At 74.2% G+C, this 20,176-nt stretch carries 21 protein-coding genes; 7 read left to right on the forward strand and 14 right to left on the reverse strand.

Annotated elements, in window-relative coordinates; genetic code table 11:
• Nucleotides 1–150: 150 nt before the first annotated feature.
• Nucleotides 151–882: a VIT1/CCC1 transporter family protein gene (locus tag ACFYO9_RS12690; RefSeq protein ID WP_358710725.1), complete on the reverse strand. Its 732-nt coding sequence runs from the start codon at nucleotides 880–882 to the stop codon at nucleotides 151–153.
• A 278-nt stretch (nucleotides 883–1,160) separates the two neighbouring features.
• On the opposite strand from ACFYO9_RS12690, the gene ACFYO9_RS12695 reads away from it, so the two are divergent.
• The 6 genes from ACFYO9_RS12695 (at nucleotide 1,161) to ACFYO9_RS12720 (ending at nucleotide 8,700) form a co-directional block, all read left to right on the forward strand.
• Entirely contained in the window at nucleotides 1,161–2,168 is a 1,008-nt protein-coding gene (locus tag ACFYO9_RS12695; RefSeq protein WP_358778492.1) for an ADP-ribosylglycohydrolase family protein, read from the forward strand.
• A 347-nt stretch (nucleotides 2,169–2,515) separates the two neighbouring features.
• Nucleotides 2,516–4,060, forward strand: a complete 1,545-nt coding sequence (locus tag ACFYO9_RS12700; RefSeq protein ID WP_388666241.1) for an ADP-ribosylglycohydrolase family protein — start codon at nucleotides 2,516–2,518, stop codon at nucleotides 4,058–4,060.
• Nucleotides 4,057–5,253, forward strand: coding sequence for an ADP-ribosylglycohydrolase family protein (locus tag ACFYO9_RS12705; RefSeq protein WP_358777396.1), 1,197 nt, complete (start codon nucleotides 4,057–4,059; stop codon nucleotides 5,251–5,253). The genes ACFYO9_RS12700 and ACFYO9_RS12705 overlap by 4 nt, the downstream gene beginning before the upstream one ends.
• Nucleotides 5,250–6,629 carry an ADP-ribosylglycohydrolase family protein gene (locus tag ACFYO9_RS12710; RefSeq protein WP_358777397.1) on the forward strand — a complete coding sequence of 460 codons (1,380 nt, stop codon included), beginning with the start codon at nucleotides 5,250–5,252 and terminating at the stop codon, nucleotides 6,627–6,629. The genes ACFYO9_RS12705 and ACFYO9_RS12710 overlap by 4 nt, the downstream gene beginning before the upstream one ends.
• Nucleotides 6,626–7,870, forward strand: a complete 1,245-nt coding sequence (locus ACFYO9_RS12715; RefSeq protein WP_358777398.1) for a CoA transferase — start codon at nucleotides 6,626–6,628, stop codon at nucleotides 7,868–7,870. The genes ACFYO9_RS12710 and ACFYO9_RS12715 overlap by 4 nt, the downstream gene beginning before the upstream one ends.
• Nucleotides 7,867–8,700 carry a CoA ester lyase gene (locus ACFYO9_RS12720; RefSeq protein ID WP_355813432.1) on the forward strand — a complete coding sequence of 278 codons (834 nt, stop codon included), beginning with the start codon at nucleotides 7,867–7,869 and terminating at the stop codon, nucleotides 8,698–8,700. The genes ACFYO9_RS12715 and ACFYO9_RS12720 overlap by 4 nt, the downstream gene beginning before the upstream one ends.
• Nucleotides 8,701–8,784: 84 nt before the next feature.
• Here the strand turns inward: ACFYO9_RS12720 and lgt are convergent, their stop codons facing one another.
• The 11 genes from lgt to hisI form a co-directional block, all read right to left on the reverse strand.
• Nucleotides 8,785–9,792, reverse strand: a complete 1,008-nt coding sequence (lgt, locus tag ACFYO9_RS12725) for a prolipoprotein diacylglyceryl transferase (protein ID WP_358777399.1) — start codon at nucleotides 9,790–9,792, stop codon at nucleotides 8,785–8,787.
• Between the two features lie 117 nt (nucleotides 9,793–9,909).
• Nucleotides 9,910–10,689, reverse strand: coding sequence for a thioredoxin domain-containing protein (locus ACFYO9_RS12730; protein ID WP_358777400.1), 780 nt, complete (start codon nucleotides 10,687–10,689; stop codon nucleotides 9,910–9,912).
• Between the two features lie 63 nt (nucleotides 10,690–10,752).
• Nucleotides 10,753–11,568, reverse strand: a complete 816-nt coding sequence (gene trpA, locus ACFYO9_RS12735) for a tryptophan synthase subunit alpha (RefSeq protein ID WP_358777401.1) — start codon at nucleotides 11,566–11,568, stop codon at nucleotides 10,753–10,755.
• Nucleotides 11,565–12,848, reverse strand: coding sequence for a tryptophan synthase subunit beta (gene trpB, locus ACFYO9_RS12740; protein ID WP_358777402.1), 1,284 nt, complete (start codon nucleotides 12,846–12,848; stop codon nucleotides 11,565–11,567). Before trpB ends, trpA begins: the two co-directional genes overlap by 4 nt.
• Before the next feature lie 138 nt (nucleotides 12,849–12,986).
• Nucleotides 12,987–13,133, reverse strand: a complete 147-nt coding sequence (trpM, locus tag ACFYO9_RS12745; protein WP_199843006.1) for a tryptophan biosynthesis modulator TrpM — start codon at nucleotides 13,131–13,133, stop codon at nucleotides 12,987–12,989.
• Between the two features lie 9 nt (nucleotides 13,134–13,142).
• On the reverse strand, nucleotides 13,143–13,952 hold the full coding sequence (gene trpC / locus ACFYO9_RS12750; RefSeq protein WP_355813446.1) for an indole-3-glycerol phosphate synthase TrpC: 810 nt from the start codon (nucleotides 13,950–13,952) through the stop codon (nucleotides 13,143–13,145).
• A 139-nt stretch (nucleotides 13,953–14,091) separates the two neighbouring features.
• On the reverse strand, nucleotides 14,092–14,517 hold the full coding sequence (locus tag ACFYO9_RS12755) for a DUF2752 domain-containing protein (RefSeq protein ID WP_358777403.1): 426 nt from the start codon (nucleotides 14,515–14,517) through the stop codon (nucleotides 14,092–14,094).
• A gap of 128 nt (nucleotides 14,518–14,645) precedes the next feature.
• Nucleotides 14,646–14,870, reverse strand: coding sequence for an HGxxPAAW family protein (locus tag ACFYO9_RS12760; RefSeq protein WP_355813452.1), 225 nt, complete (start codon nucleotides 14,868–14,870; stop codon nucleotides 14,646–14,648).
• A gap of 109 nt (nucleotides 14,871–14,979) precedes the next feature.
• Nucleotides 14,980–15,627: a TIGR02234 family membrane protein gene (locus ACFYO9_RS12765; RefSeq protein WP_358777404.1), complete on the reverse strand. Its 648-nt coding sequence runs from the start codon at nucleotides 15,625–15,627 to the stop codon at nucleotides 14,980–14,982.
• Between the two features lie 7 nt (nucleotides 15,628–15,634).
• Entirely contained in the window at nucleotides 15,635–17,143 is a 1,509-nt protein-coding gene (locus tag ACFYO9_RS12770; protein WP_358777405.1) for an anthranilate synthase component I, read from the reverse strand.
• Nucleotides 17,144–17,154: 11 nt separating this feature from the next.
• Complete coding sequence (gene hisI / locus ACFYO9_RS12775; RefSeq protein WP_355813460.1) at nucleotides 17,155–17,550, reverse strand: phosphoribosyl-AMP cyclohydrolase; 396 nt, start codon at nucleotides 17,548–17,550, stop codon at nucleotides 17,155–17,157.
• 82 nt (nucleotides 17,551–17,632) lie between these two features.
• On the opposite strand from hisI, the gene ACFYO9_RS12780 reads away from it, so the two are divergent.
• Complete coding sequence (locus ACFYO9_RS12780) at nucleotides 17,633–18,268, forward strand: TIGR03085 family metal-binding protein (protein WP_355813463.1); 636 nt, start codon at nucleotides 17,633–17,635, stop codon at nucleotides 18,266–18,268.
• A gap of 47 nt (nucleotides 18,269–18,315) precedes the next feature.
• Here ACFYO9_RS12780 and ACFYO9_RS12785 read toward each other — a convergent pair whose 3' ends face one another.
• Complete coding sequence (locus ACFYO9_RS12785; protein WP_358777406.1) at nucleotides 18,316–19,560, reverse strand: MFS transporter; 1,245 nt, start codon at nucleotides 19,558–19,560, stop codon at nucleotides 18,316–18,318.
• A 13-nt stretch (nucleotides 19,561–19,573) separates the two neighbouring features.
• Nucleotides 19,574–20,155, reverse strand: a complete 582-nt coding sequence (locus ACFYO9_RS12790; protein ID WP_358777407.1) for a helix-turn-helix domain-containing protein — start codon at nucleotides 20,153–20,155, stop codon at nucleotides 19,574–19,576.
• Nucleotides 20,156–20,176: the final 21 nt, after the last annotated feature.

Below are 20,176 nucleotides of genomic sequence, written 5' to 3' on the forward strand. Positions count from 1 at the left end.
TGCGGACAGATCCGTGGCCGTGGGCCCTGAGCGGCAAAGCGACACGGGCCTCATTGCCCGCAGCGCTTACGGCTCATGCCCCGTGATCACGGGTTCGAAACCGCCAGGTAACGGCTACTTATGCAAGGTCTCGCATATGCCTGCAGCGCCTCATCCTACGGCCGTACCGAACAGAGTGCCCAGGGCGTACGTCACACCGGCCGCCGCGCCACCGAGCGCGAGCTGCCGCAGACCGCTGAACCACCAGGAGCGCGCGGTCACCTTCGCCACCACCGCGCCGCAGGCGAAGAGCCCGATCAGCGCGAGCAGCAGGGCGGGCCACAGCACGGTGGCGCCCAGCAGGTACGGCAGGAGGGGCAGCAGGGCGCCGAGCGCGAAGGAGCCGAAGGACGAGACGGCGGCGACGGTCGGCGAGGGCAGGTCGCCCGGGTCGATGCCGAGCTCCTCGCGGGCGTGGATCTCCAGGGCCTGCTCGGGGTCCTTGGAGAGCTGCCGGGCGACCTCGCGGGCCAGCTCGGGCTCGACGCCGCGCGACGCGTACAGCTCGGCGAGCTCGCGCTCCTCGTCCGCGGGGTGCTTGCGCAACTCACGGCGCTCGACGTCCAGTTCCGCCTCGACGAGCTCGCGCTGGGAGGCCACGGAGGTGTACTCGCCCGCCGCCATGGAGAAGGCACCGGCGGCGAGGCCCGCCAGGCCGGTGATGACGATGGTCTCGCGCGAGACGGCGCCGCCCGCCACGCCGGTCATCAGGGCCAGGTTGGAGACCAGGCCGTCCATCGCCCCGAAGACCGCGGGGCGCAGCCAGCCGCCGTTCACGTCGCGGTGGGTGTGGTTGTCGCGGTGCGCCTCGTGCAGCGTCGCTTCGGTCTCGATGATCGCCATGGTGAGCCCCCTCGTGCGTGGTTGGACGATCTCGAAAGTACGCGCGAAAAAAATCTCCCGCCAGCAAGGAAGGCCGTACTTACCTGCGAAAACGCGCCGCGTGGAGGGAGTCGCGGAGGTATCGCCCGATGGCTCGGAGGCGCCCACCGGGACGAGCGAAGGGGTGATCTGAGCCCCTTCATGCTCTTCTGAGCGCGCCGCGTGGCAGGGATGCACCAAGCACCGCATCCAGCGGTCCGCACACTTCCGCGCCCCACCGCGCACAAGGGAGGCACGGCATGGCGTCCACCGCATGCGTTCCCTCGGCCCCGGCCCCCGGCGACGCCGACGACCTCCGCGAGCGGGCGCGCGGCGCGCTGCTCGGCCTCGCGGTCGGCGACGCGCTCGGCGCCCCCGCCGAGAACATGAAACCGTCCGAGATCCGCCGCCGTTGGGGCCGGATCACGGGGTACGTGGCCGAGCACCCGGCCGGCACCGACGACACCGAGTACGCGATCTTCTCCGGACTGCTGCTCGCCCGGCACGGCTCCGCGCTGACGGTCGCGCACGTCGAGACGGCCTGGCACGAGTGGATCGCGGACCTCGACGAGGGACCGTTCCGCGGCGCGGGCTTCAGCGAACGCGGCACCCTGGAGAACCTGCGCCGGGGCCTCGCCGCCCCCATCTCCGCCCAGCACCGGCACGCCTGGAGCGACGGCCTGGCGATGCGGGCCGCGCCGTTCGGCGTCTTCGCCGCGGGCCGCCCGCACGAGGCGGCCCGCCTCGTCGCCGTCGACGGCTCCGTCAGCCATGACGGCGAGGGCATCTACGGCGGCCAGGCGGTGGCGGCGGGGGTCGCGGCGGCGATGGCGGGGGCGCGGGTGGACGCCGTGGTGGCGGCGGCCCTCTCCGTCATCCCGGACGACTGCTGGACGGCCCGCTCCCTGCGGCGCGCGGTGGCGGTCGCGCACGAGGGCGAACGGGCGGTCCGCTCCGCGGTGGTCATCGGCGGCTACCCGTGGACGGACCTCGCGCCGGAGGCGGTGGGCCTGGCGTTCGGCGCGTACGCGGTGGCGCGCGGCGACTTTCGCTGCGCGGTGCTCACGGCAGTGAACATGGGGCGGGACGCGGATACGACGGCGGCGGTGGCGGGGGCGCTCTCCGGCGCCACGTGTGGCGCCTCGGCGATTCCGCCGCCCTGGTCGGCGGTGATCGGGGCGGCGCGGGGCAGTTGTCTGCCGTCGATGCGGGGGCACCACGTCCTTGACGTGGCCGACCTCCTGACCCCTGCGGGGTCTGCCACATGACCCCCGACGAGACGTCCCCCGACCCCGCGGCTCCGCCCAACACCCCCGGCCCCGCCGCGTCCAGCACCCCCAGCCCCGCCGCGTCCAGCACCCCCAGCCCCGCCGCGTCCAGCACCCCCAGCCCCGCCGCGTCCAGCACCCCCAGTCCCGCCGCTCCGCGGCGGATCACTCCCACCCACCCACCCGTTCACCCCGCACCGTCCAGTACCCCAAACCCCGCCGCTCCGCGGCGGACCATTCCCACCCACCCACCCGTTCACCCCGCACCGCCCAGTACCCCAGGCACCCCGGCCCCCGCCGCCCCCGTCCCCGCTGTGGGCAGCCACCCCACCCCGGCCGTCCCCGCTGTGGACAGGCGTTCCGCCCCAGCCGCCCCGGCTGTGGGCAGGCATTCCGCCCCAGCCACCCCCGCTGTGGGCAGGCGTTCCGCTGGGGGTCCCCCCAGGCCCTTGAGGCACTGGGGGAGGAACGGGTGGGCACAGCCCCCGGCGCCGGGGGGCGAGAACGGTGGCACCAGCCAAAGCGCACAGCCCACGGCGCCGGGCAACGCCAACCGTCGCACCAGCCAAAGCGCACAGCCCACGGCGCCGGGCAACGCCAACCGTCGCACCAGCCGAAGCTCACAACCCACGGCACCGGGCAACCCCACCCGTGGCACCGGCCGAAGAAGCGCACAGCCCCCGGTGCCGGGCACCAAAAGCGGAGGCCTCGGCCGAAGGCACCCCGTCCCCGCCGAAGGACTCCTCCTCGGCCTCGCCGCAGGCGACGCCGCCGGGTGGCCCGCCGCCCGGCACCGAGCAACCCGCATGCCCGAGTGGACACGCCGCCTCACCCGCGAACTCGACACCTTCGCCGAGCAGAACGCCACCACCACCCTCCCCGTCCCCATCGCCCTGAACCAACCCCCGGAACCCCTCCGCCTCGGTCCCTCCGACGACGCCGAATGGGCGGCGTTCACCGCCGAGTCCCTGCTCCGCGCAGCGGACGGCACCCTGGACCCGCACCTGTCCGCGGACCGCCGCGTCCGCGCCGCCCTCGACCTCGCCTGGAACACCCTCGCCGCCGAGATCGCCGCCGCCGCGGCCCGCGCCCCCGAGGTCGAGTCCGCCGTCCTCCCCCTGCGCGCCCGCATCTCCGTACGCGCGGGCCTCGGCAATCTCGCCGCCGGCCTGCGCCCGCCCGCCACCGGCCACGACAACCCGCACTACTTCGACGACGCGGCCTGCGTACGCGCCTGCGTCCTCGCCCTCGTCCACCCCGGCGACCCCCAACCGGCCGCCGACCTCGCCGAGTTCGACGCCCGCTACACCCAGGACGGCGACGGCACGCACGGCGCCCGCGCGATGGCCGCGGCGATCGCCGTCGCCCTCGTCGACCCCGACGTCGACACCGCGGTGGACGCCGCCCTCGACCAGCTCCCCGGGCACACGGAGATCGGCAGGAACGCCCGGCACGCCGTGAAGATGGCCCGCGCCCAGGCGGACGACGGCGCCTTCGCCCTCGTACCGCTCCTTGAGCACCAGATCGTCGACCACGTCTACAGCTACGGCATCGCCGCCGCCGAGACCGTCCCGGTCGCCCTCGCCCTGACCACCGCGGCCCGCGGCCGTATCGGCGAGGCGGTGCCCGCCGCCGCGTGCCTCTCGCGCGTCGCCGACTCCGCGCCCGCGCTCACCGGCGCCCTCACCGGCGTCCTCGGCACCGCGGCCGCGATCCCCGAGGCCTGGCGCGACGCCTGCCGCGCCCTCTCCGGCTGCGCGCTCCCCCGCCTCGCCGGCACCGACCTGGTGGAACTCGCCCGACACCTGGCGGACACGGAACTCCCGGCCCGCACCGAACGCGAACGCGAACGCACCGAACGCACCGCACCGGAGGGACCACACCGAACATGACGACCACGGCACCCGGAACCCCGAACACGTCCACGACACCCACCGCCGACCTGCCCCTCGCCGACCGCATCACCGGCAGCCTCGTCGGCGCCGCCGTCGGCGACGCGCTCGGCGGGCCCGTCGAGGGGTACGCGCCCGAGCAGATCGCCGAGCGCCACGGCGGCCGGGTCCACGGCATCGTCGGCCCCTGGAACGGCGACCGCTGGCGCACCGCCCGCCCCATCGCCCCGTACCACAAGGGCGACGGGCACGTCACCGACGACACCTTGATGACGCACGCCCTGATCCGCGTGTACGCCACCGTCCGCGACCACCTCGACGCCTACGCCGTGGCCGACCACCTCGTCCCCGACCTGATGACGAACCCGCGCTGGATCCCGGAACTGGAGGCCGAGGCGCTCCCCCTTCACCGGGTCTTCCTGGCCGAGAAGTGGCTCGTGGCCCGCCTGCACTACGGCCACGTCGACCCGCGCGAGGCGGGCGCCGGCAACATCGTCAACTGCGGTGCGGCGATGTACATGGCCCCGGTCGGCCTGGTCAACGCGGCCCACCCGCGGGGCGCTTACGCCGAGGCCCTGGACATCGCGGGCGCCCACCAGTCCTCGTACGGGCGTGAGGCGGCGGCCGTCTTCGCCGCGGCGGTGGCGGCGGCCTGCACGCCCGGGGCGACCCCCACCTCCGTGATCGACGCCTGCCTCGCCCTGGCGAAGGACGGCACCCGCGCCGCGATCGAGGCGGTGGCCGAAGTCGCCGCGCGCCACACCGACTTCGAGACGGCGCTGGCCCCGATCCGGGCCGCCGTCGCCCCCTTCGACACGGTCGGCCCCGACTACCGCGCCCCCTCCCTCGGCGCCCGCCGCCCCTCCCGCCTGCACACCATCGAGGAACTGCCCGTCGCCCTGGGCATGTTGCTGGTCGGCGCGGCCGACTACCGCCGCACCGTGCTCGGTTCGGTCAACTACGGGCGTGACTGCGACTCCATCGCCACGATGAGCGGCGCGCTCGCGGGCGCCCTGCGCGGCGCGGCGGCGGTGCCCGCCGAGTGGGCCGGGCAGGTCGCCGAGGCCTCCCGCCTCGACCTGCACGGTCCGGCGACGGTGCTCGCCTCGGTGGCCGAGGAGGTCTTCGCCCGTGACGTGCGCCGCCGCCGCGCCCACGAGTCCGCGTTCGCGTCGCTGACGGCCGCGCGATGATCCGGCTCACCTGGGTCCAGCCGGAGGACCTGATCGGCCACGAACTCCGGCAGGCCGAGCAGGAGGGCCGCTGCGTCACCTCCGTGCGCGCCCGCTGGCTCGCGGCGGGCGGCCATCCGGCGCCGCCCACCGCGGGCGCCTCCCCGGGCCCCGTACCGGCCCGACTGCGCGCCCTGGCCGAGCAGTTGCTCGACGAGCTGACACCCCCGCCGGGCCCACCGGGAGTGGTGGCGCGCGGCGCTGCGGGGCCGCGCCGCCCGTACCGGGTGGCCGACCTGCGCGGCCGTCTGCACGCCGCCTGGCTGGGGCGGGCCGCTGGCTGCCTGCTGGGCAAGCCCGTCGAGAAGCTCCCGCTGGCCGGCCTGCGCAGGCTCGCGGCCGCGACCGGCAACTGGCCGCTGACCACCTGGTTCACCGAACGCGGTGTCCCGCCCGAGCTCCGGGAGGCGTACCCCTGGAACCGGCGCTCCGCCGCCACCTCCCTCGCCGAGAACATCGACGGCATGCCCGAGGACGACGACCTCAACTACCCGCTCCTGAACCTGCTTCTGCTGCGGCGCCACGGAAAGTCCTTCACCACCGCGGACGTGGCGCGGCTCTGGCTCGACGAACTCCCCGCGGGCCGCACCTTCACCGCCGAACGCGTCGCCTACCGCAATCTCCTGCACGGTCTCGAACCCCCGCACACCGCCACCCACCACAACCCCTTCCGCGAGTGGATCGGCGCCCTCATCCGCGCCGACGTGCACGGCTGGACCAACCCCGGGGCGCCCGGCGCGGCCGCCGAGCAGGCCCGCCGCGACGCCGCCCTGACCCACACGGACAACGGCGTGTACGGCGCGATGTTCGTGGCCGCCACGATCGCCGAGGCGGCGGCCGGAGACGTGGACGTCCACCACTGTCTGCGCGCCGGACTCGCCGCCGTACCGCCGGATTGCCGACTCGCCGGAGGCGTTCGCCTGGGCATCCAACTGGCAGAGTCCACAAGGGAGTTCGACGAGGTCGTGGACCGCCTCCACGCGGCGTACGCCACCCACCACTGGGTGCACGTCGCGCCCAACGCCGCCCTCATCGCCGCCGCCCTCACCCACGCCGACGGCGACTTCACGGGCTCCATCACGCGCGCCGTCTCCGGCGGCTGGGACACCGACTCCAACGGCGCGACGGCGGGCTCGGTCGCGGGACTCCTCGCCGGGCACCCCGACCGGCTCCCCGAGCGCTGGACGGCGCCACTGAAGAACCGGCTCGCCACGTCCGTCGGCGACTTCAACGGCATCGGCTTCGACACCCTCGCGGAGATCACCACCGACCTGGCCACCACCGCCCCTGCCACCACCGCCACCGCCACCGCCACCCGGGAGGCGTACCGCCCATGACGGACACCACGAACCCGCCGCCGACGAACCCCACGCACACCGCGAAGGGCACCGGGACCGCTCCCCTCACCGGCCTGCGCGTCCTCGACCTCGCCACGCTCTTCGCGGGCCCCCTCGCCGCCACGATGCTCGGCGACTTCGGCGCGGAGGTCATCAAGGTCGAACACCCCACGCGCCCCGATCCTTCCCGCGGCCACGGCCCGTCGAAGGACGGCGTCGGCCTGTGGTGGAAGCTGCTCGGCCGCAACAAGCGCACGACGACCTGCGACCTGTCGACGCCGGGCGGCCGCGACACCCTGCTGCGCCTGGCCGCCACCGCCGACGTGGTCGTGGAGAACTTCCGCCCCGGCACCCTGGAGAAGTGGGACCTCGGCTGGCCGGAGCTGAGTGCGGTCAACCCGCGTCTGGTGCTGGCCCGCGTCACCGGCTTCGGCCAGTTCGGACCGTACTCACGCCGCCCCGGATTCGGCACGCTCGCCGAGGCGATGAGCGGTTTCGCCGCGGTCACCGGCGAGCCGGACGGCCCCCCGACCCTGCCGCCGTTCGGCCTCGCCGACTCCATCGCGGGCCTGGCGACGGCGTACGCGGTGATGACGGCGCTCGCGGCCCGTGACCGCACGGGCCAGGGCCAGGTGGTGGACATGGCGATCATCGAGCCGATCCTCACGGTCCTCGGCCCCCAGCCGCTCTGGTACGACCAGTTGGGCCACGTACAGCCGCGCACCGGCAACCGCTCCACCAACAACGCGCCCCGCAACACCTACCGCACGGCGGACGGCAGGTGGGTCGCCGTCTCCACCTCGGCCCAGTCGATCGCGGAACGCGTGATGCACCTGGTGGGCCGCCCCGAACTGATCGCCGAGCCGTGGTTCGCGACGGGCGCGGACCGCGCGGCGCACGCGGACGTCCTCGACGGTGCGGTCGGTGCCTGGATCGCCCGGCACACCCGGGACGAGGTCGTCGAGGCCTTCGAGAAGGCGGAGGCCGCGGTCGCCCCCGTCCAGGACGTCACCGACGTCATGACCGACCCGCAGTACGCCGCCCTGAACACGCTCACCACGGTCGACGACCCGGAGCTCGGCCCGCTGCGCATGCAGAACGTCCTCTTCCGGCTCTCCGCGACCCCGGGCGCGATCCACTGGGCGGGCCGCCCGCACGGCGCCGACACCGACGCCGTCCTCACCGAACTCGGCCTGACCGAACGGGAGATCACCACCCTGCGCAAGGAGGGCGCCCTGTGACCGCTCACTCCCCCCTGACCTGGCTGTACGTTCCCGGGGACCGGCCCGACGTGGTCGCCAAGGCCCTCCACGCGGGCGCCGACGCGGTGATCGTCGACCTGGAGGACGCGGTCGCGCCCGACCGCAAGGAGTACGCGCGGGCCGCGACGGCGGAGCTCCTCACCGACCCCCAGCCGCTCCCCGTCCACGTCCGCGTGAACGCCCTGGACGGCCCGCTCGCCGAGGCCGACCTGCGGGCCGTCGCCGCACTGGAGGGCGTGGCGGGCCTGCGCCTGCCCAAGGTCACCTCGCGCGCGGAGATCGTCCGGGTCGCCGACCGCGCGGCCCCCTCCGGCGGCGGCGCCCCCGCCCTGCACGCCCTCCTGGAGTCGGCGCTCGGCCTGGAGCACGCCTTCGCCATCGCCACCGCGCACCCCGCCCTGCACGGCATCTCTCTCGGCGAGGCCGACCTCCGCGCCGACCTCGGGGTGCGCGAGGACGCGGGCCTGGACTGGGCGCGCTCCCGCGTAGTGGTCGCCGCGCGCGCCGCGGGCCTGGCCCCGCCCGCCCAGTCGGTCCACCCGGACATCCGCGACCTGGACGGCCTCGCCGCCTCGTGCGCCCGGGGCCGTGCCCTCGGTTTCCTCGGCCGCGCGGCGATCCACCCGCGCCAGCTGCCGGTGATCGAGCGGGCCTATCTGCCCACCGCACAGGAGATCGAGACGGCGGAGGAGATCACCAAGGCGGCCGCGACCGACGAGGGCGCGCTGGCCCTGCCGGACGGCCGCTTCGTGGACGCGGCGGTGGTGGAGGGCGCGCGACGAATCCTCGCGCTGGCCCGCAGGAGGTGACGGCACCCGCCGTACGCACGAGGGGCCCCGGATCACAGGATCCGGGGCCCCTCCACGTACGACCGACGTCTCAGCGCTGTCGGCTCAGCTCTTGTCGGCGGACTTGGCCTCGCTCTTGCCCGCGCTCTTCGCGCCGCTCTTGTCCGCGCTCTTCGCCTCGCCGTCGGCGCCGACCTTCGCGCCGTCCTCGGCGTCCGCCTTGGTGTCGGCCGCGGTGCCGGTCTCGGCCTTCGCGGCGGCACCGTCTCCGTCATCCTCGCCGGAGGCGCCGGCGCCGGCGCCCGGCTCCACGATCTCCTCGCGGCCGGGGCGGGTCCGCGCGGACAGCACCAGGTAGGCGACCGCGAGGAGGAACACCACGATGGCGGTCCACACGTTCAGCCGCAGGCCGAGCACGTGGTGCGCGTCGTCGACCCGCATGTACTCGATCCAGCCGCGCCCGGCGCAGTACGAGGCGACGTACAGCGCGAACGCCCGGCCGTGGCCCAGCTTGAAGCGGCGGTCGGCCCAGATGACCAGGACGGCGACGCCGATGCACCACAACGACTCGTACAGGAAGGTGGGGTGGTAGGTGCCGGGGACCCGGCCGTCCTCCGCCGACGTGATCTTCAGCGCCCAGGGCAGATCCGTGGGCTTGCCGTACAGCTCCTGGTTGAACCAGTTGCCCCAGCGGCCGATGGCCTGGGCGAGGGCGATGCCCGGGGCCAGCGCGTCGGCCCAGGCGGGCAGCGGGATGCCGCGGCGGCGGCAGCCGATCCACGCGCCGACCGCGCCGAGCGCGATCGCTCCCCAGATGCCGAGGCCGCCCTCCCAGATCTTGAAGGCGTCCACCCAGTCACGGCCGTCGCTGAAGTACAGCTGGTAGTCCGTGATCACGTGGTAGAGACGCCCGCCGACGAGGCCGAACGGCACGGCCCACACGGCGATGTCGGCCACGGTGCCTGCGCGGCCCCCGCGGTCGATCCACCGCTTGTTGCCGAGCCAGACGGCCACGAAGACGCCGATGATGATGCAGAACGCATAGCCGCGCAACGGGATGGGTCCGAGTTCGACCACACCGCGCGACGGACTGGGAATGAAGGCAAGGTCCATGACGCGTCCGACGCTACCGTGCCGGGCCTCGGGGGCGGCAACCGGTCCGGCTACGTATCCATAACAGGAACGCCGCCTTAGGCCACGGACATGCCGCCCCCGCCACCCGCCGGGGCGTCAGCTCCGGTTCGCCTCTTCCACCATCTTCTTCAGCTTCTGGGGCGTCAGCGGGTTGCTCTGGTCGCCGAAGATGTCCTTGCCGTCGAGGCGCACGGTGGGCGTGCCCTGCAGCTTGGCGTCCTGGAACGCCTGGTTGGACTTCTGCACCCAGCTGTCGTGCTTGCCGTCCTCGACGCACTTCTTGAAGGCGGCGGTGTCGAGGCCGTCGACCTGTCCGGCGAGCTCGATCAGCTTGTCGTTCCTGCCGAACGCGTCGTCGGTCTCCGCGGGCTGGTTCTTGTAGAGCACGTCGTGGAACGGCGGGAACTTGCCGGCGTCCTGGGCGCAGCCCGCGGCGTTCGCCGCGCGCAGCGAGCCGCTGCCGCCGAGGTTCCTGTCGATGAGGGTGGCCAGGTGGTACTCCACCTTGAGCTGTCCCTTGTCGGTGAGCTCGTGGACCGTCGAGCGGAAGCCGTCCTCGAACCCCTTGCAGGCCGGGCAGCGGAAGTCCTCCCACACGGTGAGGGTCGACTTGGCGTCGTCCTTGCCGGCCGGCAGCGCAAGCCGGTCCTTGCCGGTCGCCCCCTTGGGGATGGCCAACGGGCCCGCCGAGTCGCTCTTGTCGTCGCCCGAGCCCGCGGCGAGCAGCCCCACCACGGCGGCCAGGCCCAGGACTCCGACCACGGCGGCCCCGACGATCAGCGCACGGCGCTTCTTGTCGCGGGCCTTCTGCCGCTCTCGCTCTTCCGCCAGCCGCACGCGGGCCGATCGCTTTTCCTCACGGTTCTTCTCGCTCACACCCCGCCAACGAACCGGGGAGGCACGAGCGTGCCTCCCCGGTCCCATATCCACCCGTACGGGTTACGACGTCCCGCGTACGCCGTTCGAGAGGTCACCGGCGAGGGCGCGCACGGCGGCCAGGCCCGCGGCCTCGTCCGGCGCGTCCAGCATCCGCTGCACGAACGCGGAGCCGACGATCACCCCGTCGGCGAAGCCCGCGACCTCGGCGGCCTGGCGGGCGTTGGAGACGCCGAGGCCGACGCAGACCGGCAGGCCGGTGGTGGCCTTGGTGCGCCGCACCAGGTCCTGGGCCTGCTCCCCGACGGACTCACGGGTGCCCGTGACGCCCATCAGCGACGCCGCGTAGACGAAGCCGGAGCCCGCCGCGGTGATGGTGGCGAGCCGCTCGTCCTTGCTGCTCGGCGCGACCACGAAGACCGTCGCCAGGTCGTGCTTGTCGGCGTGCTCCCTCCAGAGCGCGGACTCCTGGACGGGCAGGTCGGGCAGGATGCAGCCCGCGCCGCCCGCCTCGGCGAGCTCGGCGGTGAACCGCTCCACGCCGTAGCGGTCGATCGGGTTCCAGTACGTCATGACGAGCACCGGCTTGCCGGTCGCCTCGTACGCCTCGCGGACCGTGCGCAGCACGTCGGCGATCTTGAGGCCGGCCTTGAGCGCGATGTCGTCGGCGGTCTGGATGACCGGGCCGTCGAGGACCGGGTCGGAGTGCGGCAGGCCGACCTCGACCACGTCCGCGCCGCCGTCGAAGACCGCCTTGACGGCCGCGATGCCGCCGTCGACGGTCGGGAAGCCGGCGGGCAGGTAGGCGATGAGGGCGGCGCGGCCCTCGGCCTTGGCGCCGGCCAGGGTCTCGTCCAACAGCCTGATGTTGCCGCTCACTTGGCGTCCCCCTCGATCTCCGCGGTGGCCGCGGCGTCCGCCTCGACGGCGGCGTCGGTGTCGTACAGGCCGAAGTAGCGCGCGGCCGTGTCCATGTCCTTGTCGCCGCGCCCGGAGAGGTTGACGACGATCAGGCCGTCCTTGCCGAGCTCCTTGCCGACGTCGAGCGCGCCGGCGAGCGCGTGGGCGCTCTCGATGGCCGGGATGATGCCCTCGGTGCGCGACAGCAGGCGCAGGGCCTGCATGGCGGCGTCGTCGGTGACCGCGCGGTACTCGCCGCGGCCGCTGTCCTTGAGGTAGGCGTGCTCGGGGCCGATGCCGGGGTAGTCGAGCCCCGCGGAGATCGAGTAGGGCTCGGTGATCTGGCCCTCCTCGTCCTGCAGGACGTACGACCGGGAGCCGTGCAGGATGCCGGGCTCGCCCGCGGTCAGCGTGGCCGCGTGCTCGCCGGTCTCGATGCCGTGGCCCGCGGGCTCGCACCCGATGAGCCGGACACCGGCGTCCGGGATGAAGGCGTGGAAGAGGCCGATGGCGTTGGAGCCGCCGCCCACACAGGCCACGGCGGCGTCGGGCAGACGTCCCGCGCGCTCCAGGATCTGCCGCCGGGCCTCGACGCCGATGACCCGGTGGAAGTCGCGGACCATGGCGGGGAAGGGGTGCGGTCCCGCGACGGTGCCGAAGAGGTAGTGCGTGCGGTCCACGTTGGCGACCCAGTCGCGGAACGCCTCGTTGATGGCGTCCTTCAGGGTGCGGCTGCCGGACTTCACGGCGATGACCTCGGCGCCGAGCATCCGCATCCGGGCCACGTTCAGGGCCTGGCGCTCGGTGTCGATCTCGCCCATGTAGATGGTGCATTCGAGGCCGAAGAGCGCGCACGCGGTGGCGGTGGCGACGCCGTGCTGGCCGGCGCCGGTCTCCGCGATGACGCGGGTCTTGCCCATCCGCCGGGTGAGCAGGGCCTGGCCGAGCACGTTGTTGATCTTGTGCGAGCCGGTGTGGTTCAGGTCCTCGCGCTTGAGGAACACCCGGGCGCCGCCCGCGTGTTCGGCGAAGCGGGGCACCTCGGTGAGGCTGCTGGGGCGGCCGGTGTAGTTGACCAGGAGGTCGTCGAGCTCGCGGGCGAACTCGGGGTCGTTCTTGGCCTTGTCGTACTCGACGGCGACCTCGTCCACGGCGGCGACGAGGGCCTCCGGGATGAACTTGCCGCCAAAGGCGCCGAAGTACCCTTCGGCGCTGGGGATGTGACCCTCCGGGTCGGGGATGAAGTACTCGCTGGGCATGACAGATCCTTGCCAGAGCTGACGATGAGGACGGGGGCTGGGCGCGCCCCTCAGGGGCGCGGGGAACTGCGCGACAAGCCCATGACGGGCCGCGGTCGCGACGACACCCTGGCCGGCAACGGCGCGGGGCTCTTCAGTTCAGGCGCCGCCCTGCCATCGCATGCCGGGGATCTGGCCCGGCTCCGCACCGATGTGGTACCGCACCCGCCGGCCCCGCACGCGCCGCGCGGGCGCCCGGCAGCCGCGGGGACGGCAGCCGGGTGCGAGGCGGGCGAAGGCGGTCATCGGGGAGGGTCAGCTCCGTCCGTGCCGCAGGGCGGGGTGCGTGCCCGCGGCGACCAGGTCGGAGACCGCGGCCTTCGGGTTGCCGCCGGTGACCAGGGACTCCCCGACGAGCACCGCGTCGGCGCCCTCGTTGGCGTACGCGATCAGGTCGTGCGGGCCGCGCACACCGGACTCGGCGATCTTGACGACGCTGTCGGGCAGCTCGGGCGCGATGCGCGCGAAGGTGGAGCGGTCGACCTTGAGGGTCTTCAGGTCGCGGGCGTTCACACCGATCACCCGGGCGCCCGCGTCCACGGCCCGCTCGGCCTCGTCCTCGTCGTGCACCTCGACGATCGGCGTGAGGCCGATCGACTCGGCGCGCTCGATGAGCGACTCCAGGGCGGGCTGGTCCAGGGCGGCCACGATCAGCAGCGCGAGGTCGGCGCCGTACGCCCTGGCCTCCCACAGCTGGTACGAGGTGACGATGAAGTCCTTGCGGAGCACCGGGATGTCGACCTTGGCCCGGACGGCCTCCAGGTCGGCGAGCGAGCCGCCGAAGCGGCGCTCCTCGGTGAGCACGGAGATGACGGCGGCGCCGCCCGCCTCGTAGTCGGCGGCGAGTCCCGCCGGGTCGGCGATCGCGGCGAGCGCGCCCTTGGAGGGGCTGGAGCGCTTCACCTCGCAGATGACCTTGACGCCGTCGCCGCGCAGGGCCGCCGCGCCGTCCTTGGCGGCGGGGGCCTTGGCCGCGCGCTCCTTGAGCTCGTCGAGGCTGACGCGCGCCTGCCGCTCCGCGAGGTCGGCACGGACTCCGTCGATGATCTCGTCGAGCACACTCACGCGAGCGGCCCCCTTCCTGACGGTTGAGCTGACGTTCAAGCTGGTCACTGCGATGGTATCCGCACGAGGGCGAAGGCTTCGCATCCGGTTGACGCCCGTCCCACGACCTGGACAGCCGTCACCCGTGCGGCCTGCGGTTTCAGGGATGCAGCCATGACCCGAACGGCAGATTGCGTACGAGGGTGAAGAGCGTCACCAGGACGCCGAAACCCCACAGCGTCACCGGCCCCAACTCGATCCGCACGGGCCGTCCGCGGGCCTCCCTGACCACCCATACGGCCCACACCACGGCGAAGAGCGCGTACCCGGCGACGGCGAGCGCGTTGGCGCCGAGGGCCGCCGCGAGGTCGCCGTGGACCACGGCGTGGGCGCTGCGCAGGCCGCCGCAGCCGGGGCAGTAGACGCCGGTGAGGCGCAGCAGCGGGCAGGCGGGGTAGTGGCCGGGTTCGTTCGGGTCGACGGCGCCGACGTAGGCGAAGGCGGCGGCGACCGCGGCGAGCAGGCCGGCCGGCACGAGCAGGCGGGTCAGGACGGCGGGTGCGGCGCTCCCGGGTTCGGCGGTCACCCGTGCATTGTGCCGCGCGCCCGGGCGGGTCGCCCGGCGGCCGGGCCGGGCGCATCCCGCGAGGGAGCCGGACACACGAAAGAGGCGGCCCCGGCACCCGCCGGTCCGCCTCTTGTCGTACGTCGAGGTCAGCTCTCGGAGCTCACGGTCCGGCGCGGCGTGCGCTTCTCCGAGCCCAGGCCCGCCATGCGCATGGCACCGCCCACGAGGCCGCCGATGGCGATGATCGCCATGCCGGCCCAGAAGCCCGGCACGTTCGCCATCACCATGAAGGCACCGGCGACGCAGAAACCGATGAAGGCGATGATGGAACCGGTCCAAGCGGCCGGGGTGTGTCCGTGGCTGCCCGCCATTGATGTGCTCCTCGTTGCTCTGTGCGTGGCGGTGGGTGGGAAGCCCGCCACGTGTCCGACGCTCGGTCACATTGTCCCGTACCCGCACGGGTGCCACGAGCGCGGGGGGTCATGTTCCGCGCGTCGGGTCCTCGCCGCGGTCGAGGGCCTTCCACAGCTCCTCGGGCCGCTCGGGGTCGACGGCGCGGCGGGCCTTGCGGGGGCTCGGGGTGCCGTCTCGTTCGTACCGTCCCGACATGGCGGGCCAGGACCGGCCGTAGGTCAGCGCGAGCAGCCCGGCGAGCAGGAGCATCGCGCCGGCGGCGGCGGCCGCGTACGGCCAGCCGGTGTGGCTGAGGCCGTGGATGGTGGCGGCGGCGTCACCGGCGGCCGTGGCGGCCTTCTCGTCGAGCGCGGAGCTGTCCCGCGCGCCGAGCAGCGCGGCGGCCACGATGCCGCCGCCGCTGAGCGTGAGCAGCAGGGAGACCAGGATGCGGCCGGTGCGGCGGACCGCGAAGACGGCGACGAGGGCCGCGAGGCCGACTATGGCGAGGGCCGCGGGCACGCCGGTGACGTCACCGCCGCTGGCGGTCAGCGGCAGGTCGCCGCCGGCCACCGACGCGGTGCCGTGGGCCCAGTCCTGGCGGGAGGCGAGCAGCGCGAGGGCGGCGCCGACGGCGCCGAGCAGCAGCGCGGCGGCGATGCTGCGCCGGCTGCTGCGCTGGGCCGGGCTCTCGGCATCGGCCTCGATACGGGGCGGAGGAACGGCAGAAGTCACCCGTCCACTATCCCTCACGGCCAAAACCGTCGTGCAGCCGGTTCGCGGTGTGGATGGCGCGCAGCACCGCGGCGGCCTTGTTCCGGCACTCGGTGTCCTCGGCGACGGGGTCGGAGTCGGCGACGACACCGGCCCCTGCCTGCACGTACGCCGTGCCGTCGCGGAGCAGGGCGGTGCGGATGGCGATGGCGGTGTCGGAGTCGCCCGCGAAGTCGAGGTAGCCGACGCAGCCGCCGTACAGGCCGCGGCGGGACGGCTCCAGCTCGTCGATGATCTGCATGGCGCGCGGCTTGGGGGCGCCGGAGAGGGTGCCGGCCGGAAAGCAGGCGGTGAGCACGTCGAAGGCGGTCCGGCCCTCGGCGACCCGGCCGGTGACCGTCGACACGATGTGCATGACGTGCGAGTACTTCTCGATCGACATGAAGTCGACGACCTCGACGGAGCCGGGCTCGCAGACCCGGCCCAGGTCGTTGCGGCCCAGGTCGACGAGCATCAGGTGCTCGGCGCGCTCCTTGGGGTCGGCGAGCAGCTCGTCGGCGAGCGCCTGGTCCTCCTGCGGGGTGGCGCCGCGGTGCCGGGTCCCGGCGATGGGGTGGACCATGGCCCGCCCGTCCTCGACCTTGACGAGCGCCTCGGGCGAGGAGCCGACCACGTCGAACCCGTCGAGGCGGAACAGGTACATGTACGGCGAGGGGTTGGTGGCCCGCAGGACGCGGTAGACGTCGAGGGCGCTCGCCGTGCACGGGGTCTCGAAGCGCTGCGAGGGCACGACCTGGAAGGCCTCGCCGGCCCGGATGCGCTCCTTGATGTCCTCGACGGCGTCCTGGTACTGGGGGCCGCCCCACAGGGCGGTGTACGCGGGGAGCTCGGAGGGCGGCAGGGCGGCGGGGGGCTGGGAGAGCGGCCGGGAGAGGTCGGCCTCCATGGCGTCCAGGCGGGCGACGGCGTCGGCGTGGGCCTCGTCGACGCCGGTCTCCAGGTCGTTGTGGTTGATCGCGTTGGCGATCAGCAGGACCGAGCCGTCCCAGTGGTCGAGGACGGCGAGGTCGCTGGTGAGGAGCATGGTCAGCTCGGGCAGGCGCAGGTCGTCCCGTTCGCCGGGGCCGATCTTCTCCAGGCGGCGCACGATGTCGTAGCCGAGGTAGCCGACCATGCCGCCGGTGAAGGGCGGCAGCTGGTCGGCGCCGACCAGGTCGCGCGGGGTGTGCAGTATGCCGACGGTGGCGCGCAGCGCTTCGAGCGGGTCGCCGGTGGTGGGCACGCCGACCGGCGGGGTGCCGAGCCAGTGGGCCTCGCCGTCGCGGACCGTGAGGGTGGCGGCGCTGCGCACGCCGACGAAGGAGTAGCGGGACCAGGACCGGCCGTTCTCCGCGGACTCCAGGAGGAAGGTGCCGGGGCGCTCGGCGGCGAGCTTGCGGTAGAGGCCCACGGGGGTGTCGCCGTCCGCGAGGAGTTTGCGGCTGACGGGGATCACGCGGCGGTCGGCCGCCAGCTTGCGGAAGGTCTCGAGGTCCATGGCAGCAGACCCTACTGACCGGGCGCGGGTCCGCCGGGCACGGGCTGCACGGGGAGCACGTCGGTGTCGAAGCAGGTCCGGGTGCCGGTGTGGCAGGCGGGGCCGACCTGGTCGACCTGGACGAGGACGGTGTCCGCGTCGCAGTCGAGCGCCACCTCCTTGACGTACTGGAAGTGGCCGGAGGTGTCGCCCTTGACCCAGTACTCCTGGCGGCTGCGCGACCAGTAGGTGCAGCGGCCCGTGGTGAGGGTGCGGTGCAGCGCCTCGTCGTCCATCCAGCCGAGCATCAGCACCTCACCGGTGTCGTACTGCTGGGCGATGGCGGGTACGAGGCCGTCGGCGCCGCGCTTGAGACGCGCGGCGATGTCCGGGGCGAGGTTGCTGCTGGGCGGCGGGACGCTGGTCATGGGCCCATTGTGCCGCTCTGGTGGGGCGCTTCCGCCGGGCGTCCACTGTGCGGACCGGCCGCGCGGTCGTAGGCTGGCGGACATGTCGACCCATGCGAAGCGTGAACGACTTCTCCTCGCCGATCTGTTGGAGGCGGAGGGCCCTGAGGCGCCGACTCTGTGCGAGGGCTGGAAGACGCGGGATCTGGCCGCCCACGTGGTGGTGCGCGAGCGCCGCGCGGACGCGGCGGGCGGTCTGCTGATCAAGCAGCTGGCGGGGCGCCTGGAGCGGGTGCAGGACGAGTTCGCCGCGAAGCCGTACGAGGAGCTGATCCAGCTCATCAGGACCGGACCGCCGCGCTTCTCGCCCTTCTCGCTCAAGCAGATCGACGAGGCGGCGAACGCCGTGGAGTTCTACATCCACACCGAGGACGTGCGGCGTGCGCGGCCCGGCTGGACGCCGCGCGTGCTCGACCCGGTCTTCGCGGACGCCCTGTGGTCCCGTCTGGAGCGCTCGGCCCGCCTGGTGGGCCGCAAGGCGCCGGTGGGCCTGGTGCTGCGCCGCCCGGACGGCCGGACGGCGGTGGCGCACCGGGGCGTGCCGGTGGTGACGGTCACGGGTGAGCCCGCGGAGCTGCTGCTGTTCGCGTACGGCAGGCAGGAGGTCGCCGACGTCGAGCTGGACGGCGACAAGAGCGCGATCGCGACGCTGCACGAGACCAAGCAGCTGGGGCTGTGAGGCTCCCCCGGCCCGTGCGGCTCCCCCGGCCCGTGCGGCTGCCCCGCTCAGCGGGGCAGTTCGGCGCGGCGCAGGGGGCCTGAGCAGAGGCCGATGACGCCGCCGGCCGCGCTCAGCGCCGCGCAGGCCGCGTACACCGGCTCCAGGCCCCACACCCCGATCGCCGCGCCGACGACCGGGTAGCAGAGCGGCGCGACGCCCATGGTGAAGAGGGTGAACACGGAGGTCACGCGCCCCAGGTAGGCGGGGTCGGTGAAGGTCTGCGTGAGCGCCGCGATCAGGGCGCCGCCGAGCCCGGTGCACAGCCCCACGCAGAGCCCGGCCGCCGTGGCCACCGCGACCGAGGGGGCGAAGCCGATGCCCGCGAGGGCGGCCGCGCCGGCGACGATGCCCGCCGCCTGCACCGCCCCGGCCCGGGGTATCCGCCCCCGCACGGCGAGCAGCAGGGCCGCGAGCCCCGCGCCGCCGCCGAAGCCCGCGATGATCCACCCCATCCCCGAGGCACCCCAGCCGCGCTCGTCGGCGAGGAGCACCAGGCCGATGTTGGCGGGCCCCGCGAAGCCGAGCTCCGTCACCGCCGCCACGAGCGTCAGCGGGGCCAGGACGCGGTGGCCGCGGATGTAGCGCAGCCCGTCGGCGAGTTCACGCAGGGCCGAGCCGCCGCGTACCGCCCGGTCGTCGGCGGGCAGCGGGCGCAGCCGTACGGCGACCAGCAGCACGAGGGAGAGGGCGAACAGGACACCGGCGGCGCCGAACGCGGCGGCGGGACCGCCGAACGCCACCGCGAGGCCGCCCAGCGGCGCGGCGACCACCGTGGCGATCCGCTGCGCGAGCCCCCGCATGCCCTGGACGCGGCCCAGCTGGCCGGGCGCCGTGAGGCGCGGCGGCAGCGCGCCCACGCTCGGCAGGAAGAGCGCGTCGACGGCGCCGAAGACCAGCGCGAGGACGGCGAGCAGCCAGATCCCGGGCGAGGCGGCGAGCAGCAGTGCGGCGGCCGTGAGGATCACCGCGCAGCGGACCGCGTCGCTGCCGATGACGACGCGGCGCGGCCCGAACCGGTCGGCGACGACTCCCCCGCCGAGCATGAGGGCGGCGCGGGGGAAGGCGCCGACAGCGAGGACCAGGCCCGCCTGGCCGGGGCTGCCGCCGCGGGCCGCGGCCCAGGAGAGGGCGACGAAGTAGATGCCGTCGCCGACCATCGACGTGGTGTAGGCGCCGAGCCAGCGCAGGACGTTGGCGTCGCGGTGGGCCGGGCGGTCGGGTGCGAGCGGGGTGGCTGTCGCGGTGGTCACGGGGTGCCTCCGTTCAAATCCGGAAGGGGAAGCTGGCCATGTGCACGGCGACGTGCTCGCGCCCCTCGGTGTCGCCGGCCGCCTCGGCCGCCTTGCCGCGCTCCTCGTAGCTCCTGATCAGTGCGTGAATCTCGGCGTTCAGGGCGCTGAGTTCGGCGGGGTTCAGCCGGGCGAGGTAGTCCGACTGGTCCGCGGCCGTGCGCCACTGCTCGCCCCACGCCTCCTGCTGGTCGAGGTAGGTCTCGTACTGCTCCCTGCGGTGCGCGATGAGGCCGCGCAGGACGGCGGCGTGCGTGGCCGCGCCCTCCGGTGTGTCCTTGAAGTCCTCGTGGCGGAAGCTCAGCGTGTCCTGCGCGGCCTGCCACCACCGCTCCCGCGCGTCCGCGCTCTGCGTCGCGGCCTCCTCGATGAGGCCGGGCTCGGCGAGCTTGCGCAGGTGGTAGCTGACCAGTGAGACCGCCTCGTCGACCTGCGCGGCGAGCTGCGAGGCGGTCGCGGGGCCGCCCACGCGCAGCGTGCTGTACAGCTTCATCCGCAGCGGGTGGCCGAAGGCCCTGAGGGTGTCGAGGTCCGTGATCCTGCGCCGGTTCTCCATGCCTCCACCGTAGGTACGAAA

Source organism: Streptomyces sp. NPDC005863 (assembly GCF_042871345.1).
In the GTDB taxonomy this organism is placed as follows: Bacteria; Actinomycetota; Actinomycetes; order Streptomycetales; family Streptomycetaceae; genus Streptomyces.

Excerpts from the sequence above, each read along its gene's own strand:
- trpB (WP_358777402.1), bottom strand. The coding sequence starts at position 12,848 with ATGCCCAGCGAGTACTTCATCCCCGACCCGGAGGGTCACATCCCCAGC.
- ACFYO9_RS12780 (WP_355813463.1), top strand. The coding sequence starts at position 17,633 with ATGTCGACCCATGCGAAGCGTGAACGACTTCTCCTCGCCGATCTGTTG.
- trpM (WP_199843006.1), bottom strand. The coding sequence starts at position 13,133 with ATGACCGCCTTCGCCCGCCTCGCACCCGGCTGCCGTCCCCGCGGCTGC.
- ACFYO9_RS12695 (WP_358778492.1), top strand. The coding sequence starts at position 1,161 with ATGGCGTCCACCGCATGCGTTCCCTCGGCCCCGGCCCCCGGCGACGCC.
- ACFYO9_RS12760 (WP_355813452.1), bottom strand. The coding sequence starts at position 14,870 with ATGGCGGGCAGCCACGGACACACCCCGGCCGCTTGGACCGGTTCCATC.
- ACFYO9_RS12715 (WP_358777398.1), top strand. The coding sequence starts at position 6,626 with ATGACGGACACCACGAACCCGCCGCCGACGAACCCCACGCACACCGCG.
- ACFYO9_RS12770 (WP_358777405.1), bottom strand. The coding sequence starts at position 17,143 with ATGGACCTCGAGACCTTCCGCAAGCTGGCGGCCGACCGCCGCGTGATC.
- ACFYO9_RS12710 (WP_358777397.1), top strand. The coding sequence starts at position 5,250 with ATGATCCGGCTCACCTGGGTCCAGCCGGAGGACCTGATCGGCCACGAA.
- hisI (WP_355813460.1), bottom strand. The coding sequence starts at position 17,550 with ATGACCAGCGTCCCGCCGCCCAGCAGCAACCTCGCCCCGGACATCGCC.
- ACFYO9_RS12690 (WP_358710725.1), bottom strand. The coding sequence starts at position 882 with ATGGCGATCATCGAGACCGAAGCGACGCTGCACGAGGCGCACCGCGAC.
- ACFYO9_RS12705 (WP_358777396.1), top strand. The coding sequence starts at position 4,057 with ATGACGACCACGGCACCCGGAACCCCGAACACGTCCACGACACCCACC.
- lgt (WP_358777399.1), bottom strand. The coding sequence starts at position 9,792 with ATGGACCTTGCCTTCATTCCCAGTCCGTCGCGCGGTGTGGTCGAACTC.
- ACFYO9_RS12790 (WP_358777407.1), bottom strand. The coding sequence starts at position 20,155 with ATGGAGAACCGGCGCAGGATCACGGACCTCGACACCCTCAGGGCCTTC.